Below are 18,430 nucleotides of genomic sequence, written 5' to 3'. Positions count from 1 at the left end.
GAGTCAAATCACCTGCGGTGACGACCCCCAACACCCGGCCGTGTTCCACAACCACGGCAATACCGCGCCGTTCAGCGAGAAGGACAATGGCCGCGCGCATGGTGGCGGAACGATCGAGCATGGGCAGATCCGACGCGACCATGACATCACTGACGCGCGTCAACAACCGGCGGCCGAGCGATCCTCCGGGATGAAAACGGGCGAAATCCTCCGCGCGGAATCCCTTTTCTTCCATCAACGCCACCGCCAGCGCGTCGCCAAGCGCCATGGTGACGGTCGTACTGGTCGTCGGCGCGAGATCATGCGGACAGGCTTCTTCACGCCCGCCGAGATCGAGCGTGACGTGGGCGTGCCGTGACAAGCGAGACGACCGGTCGGCGGTCATCGCGATTATGTGTACGCCGAGTCGGGACAGCGCGTCGATGAGCGCGAGCAGTTCCTGACTTTCCCCACTCTTCGAAATCAGAATGGCGACATCATCCGCGCCGACGATGCCGAGGTCCCCGTGCACGCTCTCCACCGGATGCAGAAACATCGCTGGCGTGCCGGTCGACGTGAACGTGGCGGCCATCTTGCGGCCGACCAGCCCGGACTTTCCGACGCCGGCGACGATGACGCGGCCACGGCACGTGGCGAGCAACTGCACGGCACGCACGAAATCGTCGCCCAGTGTGCCTTCGACAGCGGCCAGCGCGGCCGCTTCGAGATGCAGCACGCGGCGACCGCGCTCGATGATGAGTTCAGCCGTCATACCGGCGCATCCTCACGCGGGGCCGCCTCTGGCGTCGCGCGTTCCGTCGCCGCCACGCTGCGACTCGCGACGTAGCGCTCCACCGCATCCATCCACTCGTCGCGCGCGACCAGGAGCGCTTCGGCGAACTCGCGCACCGCGCCGTGTCCACCATGTGCACGCAACTGCAACCGTGCCGTGCGACGCACTTCGGCCACCGCGTTCCCGACGGCCACGGGAAGTCCAACGCGGCGCAGCACCGAAAGATCGGGAAGATCGTCACCGACGAACGCGACGTCATCGAGCGTGCAACCGAAGTCGTTGACGATCGTCGTGAGCGCCGTGAGTTTTCGGGCTTCAGGATCCTGCACCACGGCATCGACACGAAGTTCTCGTGCCCGCTGCGCGACGCTCTCCGACACGCGGCCCGTGATGATGACCACTTTGAGACCGGCATCACGGAGCAGCTGAATGCCGAGACCGTCCTGAATGTCATAGCGCTTCAGCTCGAAGGGGACATCGGCCTCACCGGTCTTGGCCGAACCGAGATAGATCCCACCGTCGGTCAGCACGCCATCGACATCGAGTGCCACCACGCGGATGCGTCGCGCGAGCGTTTGCTCGACGCGCGGCGCATCGACCACGAGCGGCGGGAGGGAGTCGGCCGCGCCCGTCGCGTTGGTGGTCATCACGAACGCACGCGATCCCAAATATCGACCACGCGTGCCATGAGATCCCCCAGCTGATCGAGCCGCACCATGTTCAGGCCGTCGCTCGGCGCGTGACCCGGATCGGGATGCGTTTCGATGAAGAGCCCCTGCGCGCCGGCCGCAATCGCGGCGAGCGTGAGCGGCGGGATGAACTCGCGAGCGCCCCCGCTCGTGCCGCCAACGCCCTGTCCCGGACGCTGCACGCTGTGGGTCGCGTCGAAGATGACCGGGACATCGCAGGATTCACGCAGGCGCGCGAAGCTGCGCATGTCCACCACGAGGTCGCCGTAGCCGAAGAAGGTACCGCGCTCCGTGACAGCCAGCGCGCCAGCCTCCACCGCCGCCATCGTGGCACCCTCTTCGACTTTGCGCACCGCGCCGCGCATGCCTTCGGGGTGCATCCACTGCCCCTTCTTCACATTCACGGCCTTCCCCGTGGCGCCGGCCGCCAACAGCAGGTCAGTTTGCCGGCACAGGAAGGCCGGAATCTGCAGCACGTCCACGACCTCAGCGGCGATCGCGCACTGCGACGCCTCGTGCACGTCGGTGAGGATCGGCAATCCCGTCGCCGCCCGCACACGTGAGAGGGCGGCGAGTCCGGCCTCGATACCGGGTCCCCGCACCCCATCGACATTCGAACGGTTTGCCTTGTCGAAGCTGGCCTTGAAGATGATGCCGCCGGGCACGTGCTCCGCCAACCGGGCGAGCGCCTCACCCACGCGCAGGTTGAGCGTGTCGTCCTCGAGCTGACACGGGCCGGCAATGAGAAAGAGCCGATCCGCCGGAAAGGGCGACGCCGTCATGATCGCGTATGGTGGAAGCGTTCGGCGGCGGCCACGAAGCCGGCGAAGAGCGGATGCGGACGCAGCGGACGCGACTGGAGTTCGGGATGGAACTGGCATCCGATGAAGTACGGGTGGTCGGGAAGCTCGACCATCTCCACGAGCGAGTCGTCAGGTGACATTCCGCTCAGTCGCATGCCATGCTCGATCAGTGTGTCGCGATAGCGATTCGAGACTTCATAGCGATGGCGGTGACGCTCACTCACCTCCGGCTGCCCGTACACTTCGGCGGCCTTCGAGCCACGTTGCAGACGGCACGGATACGCGCCCAGGCGCATGGTGCCACCCATGTCGGTCACATCGCGCTGCGAATCCATCAGCGAGATGACGGGATCGCTGCACTCCGGGGCGAACTCGCTGGAGTGGCTGTCGTCGAGGCCCAGCACGTTGCGCGCGAACTCGATGATCGCGACTTGCATGCCGAGACAGATCCCGAAGAACGGAATCGACAACTCACGCGCCGCGCGAATCGCCTCGACCATGCCTTCCACGCCGCGTACGCCGAAGCCGCCGGGCACGAGGAGACCGTGGTAGTTCGAGAGAATCTCCCGCGCCCGTTCCGCCGACGTGAAGAGGTCACTCGAGGTCCACGCCAAGTCGACGCCGACATCATTCGCGATGCCGCCGTGAATGAGCGCTTCCTGCACGCTCTTGTAGCTGTCGATGTAGTCGGTGTACTTGCCGACGACACAGATCTTGACGCGCGTATGCGGCTTCGTGATGTGCTGCACCATCGTGCGCCAATTCGTGAGATCGGGCGTGGGGGCCGTGAGGCGCAAACGCTCCATCACGCGTTCAGCGAAGCCCTGCTGCTCGAACGACAGCGGGATCTCGTAGATCGTCGGTACATCCGGGCTCTCGATCACGGCGCCGAAATCGACGTTGCAGAACAGCGCGATCTTGCGCTTCACGTCGTCCTGCAACGGCTTCTCGCTGCGGCAGATCAGGAAGTCGGGCTGGATACCGATCTCCATGAGCTCGCGTACGGAATGCTGTGTCGGCTTCGTCTTTACTTCACCAGCAGCCGCGATATACGGCACCAGGGTGAGGTGCACGAACAGCGCATTCTCCTTGCTGACCTCACGACGGAACTGACGGATCGCCCCGAGGAACTGCAGCGATTCGATGTCGCCGACCGTACCGCGTACCTCCACGAGCACGACATCGTTGCCCGGAGCGATACGCTTCACGGCACCCTTGATCTCGTCGGTGATGTGCGGAATCACCTGCACCGTGGAGCCGAGGTACTCACCACGACGTTCCTTCGTAATCACGTTCGAGTAGATGCGTCCCGTCGTGATGTTGTTGGCCTGCGAGAGCGGCCGGTCCAGAAAGCGTTCGTAGTGCCCGAGGTCGAGGTCCGTCTCGGCGCCGTCGTCCGTGACGAATACTTCGCCATGCTGGAACGGTGACATGGTGCCCGGATCGACGTTCAGGTACGGATCGAGCTTCATCATCGTGACGCGGAAACCGCGTTCGACCAGCAACCGTCCAAGTGATGCGGCAGCGATCCCCTTCCCCAGCGATGACACGACGCCACCGGTCACGAAGATGTACTTCGGGGTAGTCGTCTGGTTCGCGTTCGTATTCCTGGTGGTCATCAGCGTGTTCTCGCACGGGTGGGACAAGGGAACTGTCGCGTCAGGTGCGTCACGACAGCGTATTCGTATGCCAAGTGTTCCAGCGCAGGTTCGCGCGTTCGAGATCGTCTTCCGTGTCGATGCCGCCCTCGGCTGCGGACACGTCGGCCACACCGATCGCGAGACCGTGTGCCATCGGGCGTAGCTGTTCCAGGCGTTCGACGAGTTCCAGCGGATGCGGCGCCCAACCGACCCACGCCTGCAGAGCATCGCGCGTATACGCATATACCCCGACATGCTGACGTGCCAGCGCATGCTGCGAGTCGGCGTCGGTTGGATCTCGCAAGAACGGAATCGGTGCTCGCGAAAAATAGAGGGCACGGCCGTCATCGCCAGACACGACTTTCACGACGTCCGGCGTGCAGAGCGCCGAGACCGGAATGGGGATGGACGCCGTGCCGATAGGCGCCTGCCCACGGGTCACGATCGCGACGGCGCCAGCCAGCGCGTCACGCGACACGAACGGCTCATCACCCTGTACGTTCACGATGACCGCGAAACGAGCGAATTCCGGACGGGCCGCGACTTCGGCCACGCGGTCGGTGCCACTCGGGTGGTTATCGCGAGTGAGGACCACTGGAATACCTCGCGATTCGCAGGCCGCAAGGACGTCGATATGGTCGGTCGCGACTACGACGTGGTCGGCGATGCCGAGCGCAACCACACGCTGATACACCCGGACGATGAGCGGTTCGCCGCCGAGGAGTCGAAGCGGTTTGCGGGGAAGGCGGGTCGCGTCAAGACGCGCCGGGATTACCGCGAGCACTGGCATTGTCCTAGTGGGACGGGGCGTGGTTGCAGCAAAATTCACGCCAGTTAAGATACAGAGATCGGCGCTTGAAGGCAAACAGGTCGTCGTTTCACCCTTTTGCTCCCTGCATGCCGACGACTTGGTGGTGGATCGCGTTCAACGCAATGGTGCTGGGCCTGCTGGCGATCGACCTTGGCGTCTTCAACCGGAAGGCTCATGCGGTCACAGTTCGGGAGGCCTTGGGGTGGAGCGCGGTGTGGATTTCCCTGGCCATCGGGTTCGGACTCTGGATCGGGTCATCCATGGGGCGGCAGTCGATGCTCGAGTTCTTTGCCGGCTATCTGGTCGAGCAAGCGCTGTCGGTGGACAACCTGTTCGTGTTCATCCTGATCTTCGGCTACTTTCGCATTCCCCCGGAGCTTCAGCACCGCGTGCTGTTCTGGGGCATCATTGGCGCGCTCTTCATGCGCGGCGCGATGATCGGGGCCGGCGCGTTGCTCATCGCCCAGTTTCACTGGATCATTTACGTCTTCGGCGCGTTCCTGGTGTTCACCGGTGCCAGGATGGCTTTCGGCGGCGAAAGCGCGATCGAGCCGGAGTCGAATCCGGTGATCCGACTCGTACGACGATTCTTGCCGATCACCACGAAGTTCCACGGTGAGCGCTTCTTTGTGCGCGAGACCATCGACGGCAAGGCGGCGAAGCTGGTGGCCACGCCGCTGTTCGTGGTGCTCGCGCTCGTGGAAACCACCGACGTGGTATTCGCCGTCGATTCAATTCCGGCCATTTTCGGCGTCACGCGGAATCCGTTTCTGGTGTACACGTCCAATGTGTTCGCCATTCTCGGACTGCGCTCGATGTACTTCGTACTCGCCGGCGTGATCGGCAAGTTCCATCTGCTCAAATACGGATTGGCGCTGGTCCTCGCCTTCGTCGGCACGAAGATGCTCCTCTCCGAGATCTGGCCGCTCGGCATCGGTCTATCATTGGGTGTCGTCGGGACGTTGCTCGTGGGCAGCGTGCTGTTGTCGCTGGTGATCAAGCTGAAGGAAACCCCCGTGAAAGAAGCCCCCCTGAAGGAAACTGCCGAAACGGACGCGGGCGACGCGCGCTAGACCGATGCCGCGCGGAAGGCGCGTGACATCGCGAGAAAGTTCACCAGCAGGTCACGCCCGTGCTCAGTGAGAATCGACTCCGGATGGAACTGCACGCCCCAAACGGGATGCGTGCGATGCTGCAGCGCGTGGATCTCGCTCGGGTCGTCGACGGCGACGGCCGTGATCTGTAGGTCGGCCGGCAGCGTGGCGCGCTCGACGATCAGCGAGTGGTAGCGCATGACGCCGAACGGCGAGGGAATCCCGGCAAAGAGTCCGGTTCCGTCGTGAAGCAGCTGTGACATCTTGCCGTGCATGACGCGCTCGGCCCGCGTGACCACACCGCCGTATGCTTCGGCGATGGCTTGATGTCCGAGGCAGACCCCGAGCAGCGGAATCTCACCGCCGTAACGGCGAATCACGTCGACTGAAATGCCCGCCTCACGCGGCGAGCAGGGTCCCGGCGATACGACGATGGCGTCCGGCGCCATATCCCCCACCTGCTCGACAGACAGGGCGTCGTTCCGGTGGACCTCGAGCGTTTCGCCCAGTTCACCGAAATACTGCACGAGGTTGTACGTGAACGAATCGTAATTGTCGATGACGAGTAGCATTGACGTCGAGGTCAGGGACGCGGGTGAAACTGGCGATGCACACTCCGAAGATACTCGCGATCCACATGCGTGTAGATCTGCGTCGTCGCGATGTCGGCATGACCGAGCATCTCCTGTACCGCACGAAGGTCGGCGCCCCCTTCCAAAAGGTGGGTCGCGAAGGAATGCCGAAGGGTGTGTGGCGACACGGGCTTTTCGATGCCGGCCATGGTGACGTACTTCCGCAGGATCTTCCAGGCCCCCATCCGCGTGAGCGGCTTCCCCTGTCCATTCAGGAACAGGATCCCCTTCCCTTCGCCGCGCTCGAGTATGGGTCGCAGCTCCCGGACGTACACGGCGACGGCGCCAATGGCGGAGCGCCCGATCGGCACGAGTCGCTCCTTGTGGCCCTTGCCGAGCACGCGCACGAGCCCCTCTTCGAGCACCACGTCTTTGAGCGCCAGTCCAATCCACTCCGAGACGCGCAGGCCGGCGCCATAGGCCAATTCCAGCATCGCACGATCGCGGAAGGCGAGGCGTTCGTCGAGGCCAGGAGCTGCCAGCAGCTTGAGCATGTCGTCGACGCTGAGCACCTCCGGGAGCGTGCGGAATCGCGCCGGCGTGTCGAGTCGCTCGGTGGGATCGTGCGTCACCAACCCGTCGGCCAACATGATGCGGAACCAGGTGCGCAGGGCCGAGATGTTCCGACGAATCGAGGTTCCGGCAAGGCCGAGATCTTTCAAATGATACACAAATTCGCGGAGGGCACCGGGCGTGATGTCGGTGGCCTTTACAATGCCTTGTCCCCGCATGAATGTCGCGCAACGACCGACATCACGACGGTAGGCCTCGATGGTACGCGGTGAGGCGCCCTCCTCGAGCCCGAGCGCATCCTCGAACGCCAGGAGGTGGAATCCACGCTGCAGAGCTTGCTCCTCCGGTGAAGAGGCTGGAACCGGTGCGGTCACCGCGAGTTCCTCTGCCGTCGCCACCAGATCACGCCGACGGCAGCGAGGACGATGGCGGCGGCCACCAAGCCAACTGTTCGTTGTTGGCCGGCGATCCGCTCCAACAGCACGTCGGCATTCGCACCCGCCCGAAAGGCCAGCACGCAAACGAGTCCGTACCACGCCGCTGAGGCCAGCGACATGGCGAGCAGCGCGCGAACGGCGCCGATGCCCATTGCACCCGCCAGCGGGGGCACCAGCGCCCGCACACCGGGCAGGAAACGGCTCACGATGACGGCGAAGAGTCCTTGGGTCCTGAAGCGCTCGGTGATCCGCTCGGTGGCGCCTGCAGGAAAAAGCGACGGAACGCGCTGCATGAGCCAAGGCAGACCGAAGCGGTGCCCCAATCCGTACATGATCATCGCACCGCCAATGTTCCCGATCATCGTTGCCGTAAAGACACCAATGGCAGTCCCATTGCCACGCGCCGCCACGAATGCGCCGAGTGCAATGACCGTATCGGCCGGTAGCGGCGGAAAGATATTCTCAGCGAACGCCGCCAGGACGAGCGCTCCGTACAGCAGCGGCTCCGGCAGCGACGAAAGCCAGGCGAGGATGTCGGTCATGCCCCCAACCGATGCATGGGCCGCGCCGCCAGGCTGCGGCGGTTCAGCGGCCTGGCAGGACGGTCGCGGTGGCCATGACCGCCAGCCCTTCCTCCCGGCCGATCCATCCCATCGCCTCGTTGGTTTTGCCTTTCACGAAGACGTCGATGTCACTGACGTCGAGGAGCTCCGCGAGTCGTGCCCGGATCGCCGCCCGGTGCGGACCGATCCTGGGATGTTGAGTAACCACGGTGATATCGACGTTCCCCACGCGCCAGCCGGCATGGTGCAGTCGTGCCACCGCGGCGGACAGCATGACCGTGGAATCCTTGCCCTTGTTGGCGGCGTCGGTGTCGGGAAACATCTCGCCGATATCGCCGAGCGCCGCCGCTCCCAGTAATGCGTCCGTCACTGCATGGCAGATCGCATCACCATCCGAATGACCGGCGCAGTGCATATCAGCCGGGATGTCGATACCGCCCAGTCGCATGGGCCCGCCCTCGCCGAAGCGATGCGAGTCATAACCGATGCCGACGCGCAGCGGGAGCGGCGCGCTCACGCCGCCACCGTCGCCTGCGCCTCGTGCGTTGCCGCGCCACTCGCAATGAGTGAATAGTCCTGTCGGCGCCGCGCCGAGGTGAATCCGGCGTCGCGAATCAGTCGCTCGAGCTCACCGACGGTCGTGCGATGCGTGGTGTTGGCGGCCGACACGACGTTTTCTTCGATCATCAACGATCCGAAATCATTGCAGCCGTAGTTGAGCGCCATCTGCCCGACCTTCATGCCCATCGTCACCCAGCTCGACTGCAGATTCGGCACGTTGTCGAGCACGATACGCGAGATCGCCACTGTGCGCAGATACGTGACCGCATCGGTTTTCGGCATGTGCGACATGGACGGCGTGTTCTCCGGCTGGAGCGGCCACGTGATGAACGCCGTGAACCCGCCGGTTCGCGCCTGCAGATCGCGTACGCGCTGCAGATGCTCGATCCGTTCGGCCAGCGTTTCACCGATGCCGTACATCATCGTGACCGAGGTCTTCATCCCCTCGTTGTGTGCGAGTTCCATGATCTCGAGCCAGCGGTCGGCGCCGGCCTTCTTGGGCGCCACGATGTCGCGCACGCGCTGCACGAGAATCTCGCCGCCGCCGCCCGGGATCGAATCGAGGCCGGCGGCCTTGAGCTCGCGGATCACGTCGCGCGCCTCCATGCGGAAGCGCGTGGCGAAGAAGTCGATTTCGCTTGGCGAGAACCCGTGGATGTGAATCGGATGATGCTGCTTGATATAGCGCATCAGGTCCAGATACCACTCGAACGGGATGTACGGGTTGTGCCCGCCCTGAATCAGAATCTGCACGCCGCCCAGCGCCTTCGTCTCCTCGATCTTGTCGCCGATCTGCTCGAAGGACAGGGTGTACCCTTCGCCGTGTTTCGGGCGGCGATAGAAGGCGCAGAATCCACAATCCGCCACACAGACGTTCGTGTAGTTGATGTTGCGATCGACGATGTACGTGACGACGCCGTGGGGATGTTTCGCCTGTCGCACGCGATCGGCTTCCATGCCGAGTTCGAGCAGCGGAGCGTTGGTGTAGAAATCGAGGATGTCACGCATGGTTGAGTCTCTTGTTACCGGCAGCACACGGGAAGTCGATCACGCCGCCGGCAGGAACGCGAGTGTGCCATCAGGCACGCGTCCTGCCAGTACGAGTCGACGAAAGAATTCGGTGAGCCCCGCGAGATGCGGGTACGACAGACGGTAATCCAATCCTGAGAAGTACTCGGCACACACGTCGCGCGACACGCCGGTGGCCAGCGCCGCCTGAGCCGACAGCTGATCGATGTGGGCCAGCCCCCAGTCGCGCGAGGCGATCAGCGAGGCGTGAGCCGACAAGGCTTCGTGAACCGGCGCCCGACGCTGCGCGACCCAGACCGCGAACACGAACGGTAATCCTGTCCACGATTTCCAGGCGCCACCCAGGTCCTCGCGATAGGGATAGCGATCGGCCCATGCTCCTCCGCGATTCGCCTGATCGAAGAGCTTGAGCGCGGCATCCCCGATCACCAGCCGCGCCTCGTGCGGTTCATCTTCGAAGCGTGCGACGTCCGCGAGTTCGGCGTCGCCGAGCACGAACTCGGGACGACAGCGCCATACGTTCTCGAACAACAGTTCGAGCAGAGCGACCGACGTCATGGAGCTGCGGCTCACGATCACCTTGCGTCCACCCAGTGCGGAGGTCGGCTGCTTACTGAACAACATGACGCTGCGCACGGGGCCGTCGCTCGTGATCCCGAGCTCCGGCAATAACAAATAGCGCCTGGCATCTCGTGCGTACTCGACCGTCGACACCACGCTGACATCGAGCTCACCGTTGGCCATCAACCGGTTGAGCGCGGTGGGGATCCCCGTGACCAGACTCCCGTTCAGCGGCACGATCCCGCGATCGATCGCGCCGTACACGGGAAAGCAGTTGATGTACGGGATACGGCCGACGCGCAGCATATCGTTCAGCCCACCACGTCGGCGAGCGGCTCGATCGATGCGCCGACCACACCGGTGTCGTCGGGCTCGAATTCGCGCAGGACACGATAGAACGAATCGCGCTCCGCCGGTACCTTGCCCGCGCCGCGGATGAGTCCGAGCAGTTGCGGAAGCGTCATGCCCTGCGGTGTATGCGCACCGACGGCGTGGTAGATCTTTTCGCGCACCACCGTGCCCTCGATGTCGTTCACGCCAAAGTGCAGCGAGATCTGCGACACCGGCGTGGACACCATGATCCAGTGCGACTTGATGTGCTCGAAGTTGTCGAGAAACAGCCGGCCGACGGCCAGGTTACGGAGGTCGTCGAAGCCAGTCGTGGCCGTACCCTCGCGTCCGAGCGTCTTCCCGAGTTCGTTGTCGTCGGGGTGATACGCGAGCGGGATGTACGCGAGGAAGCCACCGGTCTCGTCCTGCAGTTCACGCAGCATGTGCAGATGCTGCATGCGATCCTCGATCGTTTCGACGTGCCCGTACAGCATCGTGCAGTTCGAGCGGATGCCGAGCGCGTGCGCCGTGCGATGCACGTCGATGTAGTCGGCGCCACCGAGCTTCTTGTCGGCGATCACGTCACGCACTGCGGCGCTGAACGTCTCCGCGCCGCCGCCGGGCATCGTGTCGAGACCCGCTTCGCGCAGGGCGATCAGCACGTCTTTGCGGCTCATCTTCTCGATCCGCGCGATGTGCGCGATCTCGACGGCCGTCAGCGCCTTGATATGCACCTGCGGATGCCGCGTCTTGAGCGCACGGAACATCGTCTGGTAGTACTCGAGGCCCGCCTGCATATCGAGGCCACCGACGATGTGGAACTCCCGGGTGATCGTGCCGTCGGCTCGATCGGACTCCGCAAGCACCTGATCGATGGTGTAGCGATATGCCCCCGCTTCCTTGGGCAATCGCGCATACCCGCAGAACACGCACGTCGTACGCAGCACGCAGACGTTCGTGGGGTTGATGTGCTGATTGGACGCGAAGGTGACGCGGTCTCCGTGACGGGCACGGTTGGCCGCATCGGCCATGGCACCCACGCCGAGCAGATCCGGCGAGCGGAAGAGGGTGGCACCATCGGCGACGGACAAACGCTCACCCGCGCGCAGCTTTTCCCCGATGGGGCGCAGCGCGGGATCGCGGAGTCGATCGAGATCGAACGGAATAGACACAGGCATCAGGGCGTACTCGGGCAAGTGCGCGAACCATTCGCGCAGGTCTTCACCTCGATGAACGCGCCGACGGGCCTAGTCGTGCCACCGTCGGAGTGCGATCGAGACGTTGTGACCACCGAAGCCGGAGCTGTTCGAAATCGCGACGTTCACTGCCCGCGCCCGCGGGGTGTTCGGCGTGTAGTCGAGCACGCACTCGGGATCGGGAGTCGTGTAGTTGATCGTGGGCGGAACCATGCTGTCGCGCATCGCCAATGCACAGGCGATAAACTCTACCGAGCCGGCCGCGCCGAGCATGTGGCCGGTGGCCGACTTGGTCGAACTGATCGACAATACGCGTGCGTGGTCGCCGAACACCGCTTGGATGCCCTTCGACTCATTGGGATCGTTGAGCGGAGTGGACGTACCATGGGCATTGACGTAGTCGACGTCCGTGGGAGTGAGGCCGCCGTCTTTGAGTGCGCCGCGCATGGCCCGCTGCAGCCCCTCGTGGGCTTCCGGCTGCCCCGTGAGGTGATAGGCATCACCCGTGGCGCGGTAGCCGACGATCTCCGCGTAGATCCGGGCGCCGCGCCGTCGCGCATGCTCGAGTTCCTCGAGCACGACGACACCGGCCCCCTCGCCCATGACGAAGCCGTCGCGATCCTTGTCGAACGGACGCGAGGCGGTGGCGGGCGACTCATTGCGCGTGGAGAGGGCGCCCATGTTCGCAAAGCCACCGATCGACATCGGCGTGACCGCAGCCTCGGCACCACCGGCGAACATCACGTCGGCGTCGCCATACTGGATGATTCGGAATGCGTCACCGATCGCGTGCGCGCTGGACGCACAGGCGGAGACGGTGGCGTAGTTCGGCCCCTTCGCCTGCAATCGCATGGACACGATGCCGGCGGCAATGTCGCCGATGAACATCGGGATGAAGAACGGCGAAATTTTGCTGGGTCCGAGCGTGCGGTAGACATCGTGTTGGTCTTCGAAGCTCCGAATGCCGCCGATGCCACTGCCGATGATGACGCCCATCGCTTCCGGGTCGACTGCTCCCTGAACGATGCCGGCATCAGCCGCTGCCTGCACCGACGCCGCGACGGCGTACTGCGCATACACGTCGGCGCGCTTCGCTTCCTTGCGGTCCATGTACGCCAACGGATCGAACTGCTTGACCTCGCAGGCGAACCGCACCGAATACCCGGACGCATCGAACTTCGTGATGTCAGCCCCCCCGGACACACCCGAGAGCAAGGACTGCCAAGTCGTCGCCACGTCGTTGCCGACCGGCGTAACGGCACCAAGCCCCGTAACGACGACCCGCCGCCGCATTAACTCGCGACCTTCGCCTCGAGGTAGGCCACGGCATCGCCGACCGTGCGGAGCTTCTCGGCATCCTCATCGGGGATGTCGATGTTGAACTCCTTCTCGAACTCCATGACCAGTTCGACAATGTCGAGCGAGTCCGCGCCGAGGTCTTCGATGAAGCTCGCCTCGGGCGTGAGCTTTTCGCGCTCCACACCGAGCTCCTTTTCGATGATATCCTTGATCTTCGACGCGTGATCCGACATAGGAACGATCCTCTGGGATGTTGGAAAAGTTGAGAGTGGGGAACTTAGCCATGCGAGGGCGTCGCTGGGAGGGCTTGACGGCAAGAACCGCAAAGTCCGCCAGCTCGGGCCGGCGAACTACATGACCATTCCGCCGTCCACCACGAACACCTGACCGGTCACATAACTGGTCAAGTCAGAAGCGAGCACAGTCACCATGCTCGCGATGTCCTCGGCGCGCCCGAGGCGCCCGAGCGGAATCCCCGCACTGAGGGAAGAACGCGCCTCCGGTGTCATCGCCGCCGTCATGTCGGTATCGATGAAGCCGGGAGCCACGACATTGGCGAGAATGTTCCGCGACGCGAGCTCCTTGGCGATCGACTTGGTCATGCCGATCAGACCCGCCTTGCTGGCGGCGTAGTTCGCCTGCCCCTTATTGCCGATGAGCCCGACCACACTGGCCACGTTGATGATGCGGCCGTAGCGGCGCTTCATCATGCCCCGCGACGCGGCGCGACAGGTCGCGAATGCCCCGCGCAGGTTCGCATTGATGACGGCGTCCCAGTCGTCATCCTTGAGGCGAATCAGCAGGTTGTCACGGGTCAGGCCGGCGTTGTTGACCAGAATATCCAGCTGACCGAAATCCTTTTCGACGGCCTCGACCAGGGCGATGGCCTGCGCCGTCTCGGAGACGTCGGCCGCGTAGCCCCGCGTCTCGACGCCCGTCTGCGCGGCGATCTCCTGCGCCGCGGCATCAGCGCGCGCCTGGTCGCGCCCGGTCACGGCCACGCGTGCGCCGGCCGCCGCCAAGGTACCGGCGATGGCGCGTCCAATACCGCGGGTGGAGCCGGTCACCAGCGCCACGCGACCCGTCAGGTCGATGCGAAGTCCGCTCATGAGGCAGTCTTAGGATTCGAGGTCGTCCACGTCACGCGAGAACGCCAACGAGAGCGAGCAACTTCTCGACCTCAGCGACGGTCCCGCACGAAAGAGTCTTCACCGACGGCGCGAGGCGTCGCAACAGGCCGGTCAACACGGCGCCGCAGCCGATCTCGACGAAGGTTGCATCGGGGTACTGCTCGACCAGCAACCGGCTCACGCGGGTCCACCGCACTGGCGCCGTGAGCTGCTGCACGAGCAGATCGCACGCCACGCTAGCCGACGAGACCGGCGCGGCATTGACATTGGCCACCACGGGCACGCGCGGATCGCTCCATGCTTCCTCGCGCAGGGCTTTCCTGAGGCCCGCCACTGCCGGTTCCATGAGCGGCGAGTGGAACGCACCACTGACCGGCAGCGAGAGACAGCGTTGGGCGCCCGCAGCCTTGGCCAGCTCCATGGCCCGCTCAACACCAGCTACTTCACCGGAAATCACTACCTGCTGATCGCTGTTGTAGTTGGCCGGCACGACGAGCCCACGCTCGGCCGTGGCCTGTGTGCAAATGTCGTCGATCGATGACGTGAGCACGCCTAGGATCGCGGTCATCGCGCCGGGATAGGCCTCGCCCTGCTCGTACATCAGCGTCCCGCGACGGCGCACGATTCGGGCGGCTGCTGCGAGGTCGATTGCCCCGGCCACGTGATAGGCCGAAAACTCACCGAGCGAGTGGCCGGCGGCGGCGCGCACCTGCGGTCCGATCGCGTTCTGCACGACGGCCCAAACCGCGGCGCTGTGCGCCAGCAGCGCCGGCTGCGCGTTCAGCGTGCGGGTGAGCTCGTCGGACGGCCCTTCGAATGCGATGGTCGAGATCGATGCACCGACGGCCTCGTCGACGGCGAGAAACACCTCGCGAGCGGTGGGAAAGGCCTCGAAGAGATCCTTGCCCATTCCCACCTTCTGCGACCCCTGACCTGGCAGCAGCAGCACGTATTCCATGTCGTTCCGGATATCTGGTTCGGAGTGGCTGTCGATCAGAAGCGAGCGACCAGCGATCCCCACGTGAAGCCGGCGCCGAAGGCGACGAACAGCACGATCGATCCCTCCTTCACGCGCCCTTTCTCGATCGCATCGTCGAGCGCGATGGGGATCGAGGCCGCCGAGGTGTTGCCGAAGCGATCGACGTTCACGAACACTTTGTCCATCGAGATGCCAGCATGCTTGGCCGTGGCCTCGATGATCCGCACGTTGGCTTGATGCGGAATGAGCAGATCGACGTCAGCCGCGGTGAGACGCGCACTATCGAGCGCACGATCGGTGGCTTCCGCCATGGAGCGCACCGCGTGCTTGAACACTTCGCGACCAGCCATGCGTACGTAGTGGCGCTTCTGTTCGAACACTTCGGGCGAAAACGGCTCCACGCCACCACCGGCCGGACGCCAGAGCAGTTCGGCCAGCGCGCCATCGGAGCGCATGAACGACGAGAGCACGCCTTTGGTGCCGCCCTTTTCCTTGTTCCGGCGCAACACGGTCGCACCGGCGCCATCCGCGAACAGAATGCAGGTATTGCGATCGGTCCAATCCACGATCGTGCTGAGCTTCTCGGCGCCGATCACGAGCACCGTGTCGGCCGAACCACTCGCGATGAGCGACTCGCCCATGATGGCGCCGTACAGCCACCCCGAGCAGGCAGCCGAAATATCGAAGGCCGCGGCACGGGTGCATCCGAGAGCCGTCTGAATCTCCACCGCCGTAGCAGGGAGCAGGTGATCGGGTGTCGCGGTACCGAGAACGATGACGTCGATCTCGCCCGGCTGCACGCCGGCGCGGGCCATGGCGATGCGCGAGGCTTCGGCCGAGAGCGACGTGAGCGTCTCGCCGTCCTTCGCGATATGACGCTGCTTGATGCCGGTGCGATCGACGATCCACTCATCATTCGTTTCGAGCCCCAACGCTGTAATGTCCGCGTTGGTCATGATGTTTTTCGGCACGGCGTGACCCGTGCCGGCGATGTAGGCGATCGGACGCTTCATGCGGCGTTTCCGGACGTGGTTGGCATGGACTCCGAGAGCCGACGACCGATCTCGTCGGTCATGCCGGACTCGTACGCGCGCAGCGCTACCATAATAGCGTTCTCCATGGCGCGCGGCGAACTCTTGCCGTGCGAAATGATGCTCACGCCCCGGACGCCGAGCAACGGTGCCCCGCCCTGTTCATCGACATCGAGCTGTGTGAGCGAGCGGGCGATGGCGCGAGCATCGAGCCCGGCGACCTTGGAGACCATCCCGATCAGCATGGGTCCGATGCTTTCGTAGAACTTGAGCAGCACGTTACCGGTGAACCCATCACAGACCACGACGTCGATCACGCCCCGATCGCACCTGCCGTTGGGAATGTCGCGTCCCTCGACGTTACCGAGGAAGTTGAGTCCCGACGCGAGGAGCCGCTGATGCGCATCTTTAACCGCCGCGTTGCCCTTCTCGGCCTCTTCACCGACGGAGAGGAGGCCGACCGCCGGGTTGTGGCGTCCAAGCAGGGCCCGGGCGTAGACGGTGCCGATGCGCGCGAACTGTACCAGTTCCTCCGGCGAACAGTCCATGTTGGCGCCGGAATCGAGCACCAGGATGGGGTCTTTCGCGGTCGGGAAGATGGTGCCGATGGCGGGACGTGTGAGGCCGGCGTGCAGTTTGAGGTGCACGAGCGACGCGGCCATCTGCGCGCCGGTGTTGCCGGCGGAGACGAAACCGTGCGCGTGCCCATTGGCCACGCGCTTGATACCGACGACCATGGAGCTGTTGGTTTTGCCCCTGAGGGCCACGGTCGGCTTGTCGGTCATGGCGATAACGTCCGGCGCCTCGACGATCGACAGTCGATCACGGACGCGCGCCAGCGACGCGAAATCGCCGCACAGCAGCGTGTCGAGTTCGGCCTCGATGACCGAGGTCTGTCCTACGAGTTCGATGTGATGCTGCGGGGGCAGCGCTCCAAGCGCTTGGAGTGCGCCGGCGATGGGGGCCCGGGGGGCAAGGTCACCCCCCATGGCATCCACGGCAATGCGCGCCAAACTTACGCTTCCTGCGCAGTTACCCGCTGCTCACCCGCATAAAACCCACACTCGTTGCACACGCGGTGCGGGCGCTTCATCGTGCCGCACTGCGGGCACGACTGAATGACGATGGCGGGCGCGACCTTATGGGTGTTGCGAGCGCGCTTCCGCCGCTTAGATGTGCGGCGCTTCGGTACGGCCATGGGACTCTGACCTGAACGTTCGAGACGAGAAGAACCGTTTAGGCGTCGGAACCACGCAGATCGCGCAGTCCGGCCCAACGGGGATCAGTTGAGGGGGCACAGGTGCATGCTCCCGTATTGCGATCGGCACCACAGGTTACGCAGAAGCCTTGGCAATCTTCTCGGCAGAGCGCGAAGGCCGGAACGGCCAGGAGCCATTCCTCACGCACGGCCGGACGGAGATCGAGCTCTCGCGCCCCAGCGGGGATCGGGAATCCGTCATGTTCGTCTGCGTCGTCGAGAGCCGACTCCGCGAACAGCATATGAACGTCTTCCGATACAGCGACCGTCACTTCGCACAGGCAACGCCTGCAGTCCGTGAACGCCGCTCCTTCCAGCCGGCCGCTGAAATAAAAGCGGCCGTGACCTGCTGCCGAGAGTCGGCCAGTCACGTACACACCGGCACCAGCCGGGCGCGTGTCGTCCGCCTCCCACACCGGATCCGACGTGTCCAGCACTCCGTCCACGCTCTCGGCGCGGGCTTCCAGACTCCGGATGTCAAAGCACAGCATAGCCGTGTAACGTAGAGCGGGAGCCCCTCAGACACAAGGGCTCCCGCTCCCTTTCTCGGCTCCAGTCGGCACGTCCAAGTAGCGCACCGACCGAGAGTTAGCCGATCCCGCCGCTCAGCTGGCGAGGACGTCCGTGCCAGCGAAGAAGAACGTCGCTTCGATCGCCGCATTCTCGTCGGAATCGGACGCGTGAATCGCGTTCCGTCCCTTCGACTCGGCATACAACTTCCGCACCGTGCCCTCGGCGGCGTCGGCCGGGTCGGTGGCGCCGATCACGGTCCGCAGCGTGGCCACCGCGTCGTCGCGCTCGAGTACGAGCGGCATGCAGGGGCCGCTCGTCATGAATTCGACAAGCTCGCCGAAGAACCCACGCTCGCGATGAACACCATAGAACTCACCCGCCTGCGCGGTAGTGAGGTGCATGACGCGCGCCGCCTGAACGGTGAAGCCCGACTTCTCGAGCAGCGCGATGATAAGGCCGGCCTTGCCATTGGCGAAGGCGTCCGGCTTGACGATGGTAAGAGTGCGACGACCAGCCATGAGTCAGAATCCGATCAATTTGCGGTTGAGCATCTGGAGTGCGTTTACACCCCCGGCGCGCGGAAGATAAT

Annotated in this window: 22 protein-coding genes; 1 reads left to right on the top strand and 21 read right to left on the bottom strand. The window is 64.3% G+C overall.

Features of this window, described 5'->3' with window-relative positions; translation table 11 throughout:
• The 5 genes from ACESNG_RS07750 to kdsB all read right to left on the bottom strand — a co-directional run.
• Positions 1-751, bottom strand: a 751-nt coding sequence (locus ACESNG_RS07750) for an SIS domain-containing protein (protein ID WP_373068437.1), incomplete at its 3' end; no start/stop codon positions are given.
• Positions 748-1,419 carry a KdsC family phosphatase gene (locus tag ACESNG_RS07745; RefSeq protein WP_373058186.1) on the bottom strand — a complete coding sequence of 224 codons (672 nt, stop codon included), beginning with the start codon at positions 1,417-1,419 and terminating at the stop codon, positions 748-750. The genes ACESNG_RS07745 and ACESNG_RS07750, both read right to left, overlap by 4 nt.
• A complete protein-coding gene (gene kdsA, locus ACESNG_RS07740; protein WP_373058134.1) occupies positions 1,419-2,243 on the bottom strand; it encodes a 3-deoxy-8-phosphooctulonate synthase in 825 nt (274 codons plus the stop codon). The genes ACESNG_RS07745 and kdsA overlap by 1 nt, the downstream gene beginning before the upstream one ends.
• Positions 2,240-3,883, bottom strand: coding sequence for a CTP synthase (locus tag ACESNG_RS07735; RefSeq protein ID WP_373068435.1), 1,644 nt, complete (start codon positions 3,881-3,883; stop codon positions 2,240-2,242). The genes kdsA and ACESNG_RS07735 overlap by 4 nt, the downstream gene beginning before the upstream one ends.
• Before the next feature lie 49 nt (positions 3,884-3,932).
• Complete coding sequence (gene kdsB, locus ACESNG_RS07730) at positions 3,933-4,694, bottom strand: 3-deoxy-manno-octulosonate cytidylyltransferase (RefSeq protein ID WP_373058138.1); 762 nt, start codon at positions 4,692-4,694, stop codon at positions 3,933-3,935.
• A 107-nt stretch (positions 4,695-4,801) separates the two neighbouring features.
• Between kdsB and ACESNG_RS07725 the strand changes: the two genes are divergently transcribed.
• Positions 4,802-5,788 (top strand): TerC family protein, encoded by a 987-nt coding sequence (locus tag ACESNG_RS07725; RefSeq protein WP_373058140.1) that lies wholly within the window; start codon positions 4,802-4,804, stop codon positions 5,786-5,788.
• Here ACESNG_RS07725 and ACESNG_RS07720 read toward each other — a convergent pair.
• The 16 genes from ACESNG_RS07720 to ndk form a co-directional block, all read right to left on the bottom strand.
• Complete coding sequence (locus tag ACESNG_RS07720; protein ID WP_373058142.1) at positions 5,785-6,381, bottom strand: aminodeoxychorismate/anthranilate synthase component II; 597 nt, start codon at positions 6,379-6,381, stop codon at positions 5,785-5,787. The genes ACESNG_RS07725 and ACESNG_RS07720 overlap by 4 nt on opposite strands.
• Positions 6,382-6,392: 11 nt before the next feature.
• Positions 6,393-7,328, bottom strand: coding sequence for a site-specific tyrosine recombinase XerD (xerD, locus tag ACESNG_RS07715; RefSeq protein ID WP_373068433.1), 936 nt, complete (start codon positions 7,326-7,328; stop codon positions 6,393-6,395).
• The gene (locus tag ACESNG_RS07710) at positions 7,325-7,933 is read right to left on the bottom strand and encodes a DedA family protein (protein ID WP_373058146.1); all 609 of its coding nucleotides are present in this window, start codon (positions 7,931-7,933) and stop codon (positions 7,325-7,327) included. The genes xerD and ACESNG_RS07710 overlap by 4 nt, the downstream gene beginning before the upstream one ends.
• A 43-nt stretch (positions 7,934-7,976) precedes the next feature.
• Positions 7,977-8,471, bottom strand: a complete 495-nt coding sequence (gene ispF, locus ACESNG_RS07705; RefSeq protein ID WP_373058148.1) for a 2-C-methyl-D-erythritol 2,4-cyclodiphosphate synthase — start codon at positions 8,469-8,471, stop codon at positions 7,977-7,979.
• A complete protein-coding gene (gene mqnC, locus ACESNG_RS07700) occupies positions 8,468-9,523 on the bottom strand; it encodes a cyclic dehypoxanthinyl futalosine synthase (RefSeq protein ID WP_373058150.1) in 1,056 nt (351 codons plus the stop codon). Before mqnC ends, ispF begins: the two co-directional genes overlap by 4 nt.
• Before the next feature lie 39 nt (positions 9,524-9,562).
• Positions 9,563-10,411, bottom strand: a complete 849-nt coding sequence (locus ACESNG_RS07695; protein ID WP_373058152.1) for a menaquinone biosynthesis protein — start codon at positions 10,409-10,411, stop codon at positions 9,563-9,565.
• Positions 10,412-10,416: 5 nt separating this feature from the next.
• Entirely contained in the window at positions 10,417-11,613 is a 1,197-nt protein-coding gene (locus ACESNG_RS07690; protein WP_373058154.1) for a radical SAM protein, read from the bottom strand.
• 69 nt (positions 11,614-11,682) lie between these two features.
• Positions 11,683-12,924, bottom strand: a complete 1,242-nt coding sequence (gene fabF, locus ACESNG_RS07685; RefSeq protein ID WP_373058156.1) for a beta-ketoacyl-ACP synthase II — start codon at positions 12,922-12,924, stop codon at positions 11,683-11,685.
• Positions 12,924-13,163, bottom strand: a complete 240-nt coding sequence (locus ACESNG_RS07680) for an acyl carrier protein (protein WP_373058158.1) — start codon at positions 13,161-13,163, stop codon at positions 12,924-12,926. The genes fabF and ACESNG_RS07680 overlap by 1 nt, the downstream gene beginning before the upstream one ends.
• Positions 13,164-13,280: 117 nt before the next feature.
• On the bottom strand, positions 13,281-14,039 hold the full coding sequence (gene fabG, locus ACESNG_RS07675; RefSeq protein ID WP_373058160.1) for a 3-oxoacyl-[acyl-carrier-protein] reductase: 759 nt from the start codon (positions 14,037-14,039) through the stop codon (positions 13,281-13,283).
• Positions 14,040-14,070: 31 nt separating this feature from the next.
• The gene (fabD, locus tag ACESNG_RS07670) at positions 14,071-15,018 is read right to left on the bottom strand and encodes an ACP S-malonyltransferase (protein WP_373058162.1); all 948 of its coding nucleotides are present in this window, start codon (positions 15,016-15,018) and stop codon (positions 14,071-14,073) included.
• Positions 15,019-15,053: 35 nt separating this feature from the next.
• Positions 15,054-16,052: a beta-ketoacyl-ACP synthase III gene (locus ACESNG_RS07665; RefSeq protein WP_373058164.1), complete on the bottom strand. Its 999-nt coding sequence runs from the start codon at positions 16,050-16,052 to the stop codon at positions 15,054-15,056.
• Positions 16,049-17,083 (bottom strand): phosphate acyltransferase PlsX, encoded by a 1,035-nt coding sequence (gene plsX / locus ACESNG_RS07660; protein WP_373058166.1) that lies wholly within the window; start codon positions 17,081-17,083, stop codon positions 16,049-16,051. Before plsX ends, ACESNG_RS07665 begins: the two co-directional genes overlap by 4 nt.
• A 2-nt stretch (positions 17,084-17,085) precedes the next feature.
• Entirely contained in the window at positions 17,086-17,268 is a 183-nt protein-coding gene (rpmF, locus tag ACESNG_RS07655) for a 50S ribosomal protein L32 (RefSeq protein ID WP_171224491.1), read from the bottom strand.
• Positions 17,269-17,306: 38 nt separating this feature from the next.
• Positions 17,307-17,819 (bottom strand): DUF177 domain-containing protein, encoded by a 513-nt coding sequence (locus ACESNG_RS07650; protein WP_373058168.1) that lies wholly within the window; start codon positions 17,817-17,819, stop codon positions 17,307-17,309.
• 114 nt (positions 17,820-17,933) lie between these two features.
• Positions 17,934-18,359 (bottom strand): nucleoside-diphosphate kinase, encoded by a 426-nt coding sequence (ndk, locus tag ACESNG_RS07645; protein ID WP_373058170.1) that lies wholly within the window; start codon positions 18,357-18,359, stop codon positions 17,934-17,936.
• Between the last annotated feature and the right edge of the window lie 71 nt (positions 18,360-18,430).

The sequence above is a fragment of the Gemmatimonas sp. genome, from assembly GCF_041689975.1.
Classification (GTDB): Bacteria; Gemmatimonadota; Gemmatimonadetes; order Gemmatimonadales; family Gemmatimonadaceae; genus Gemmatimonas.
The sequence above is the reverse complement of the archived record's forward strand: the minus strand, read 5'-3'. Positions and strand labels throughout refer to the sequence as shown.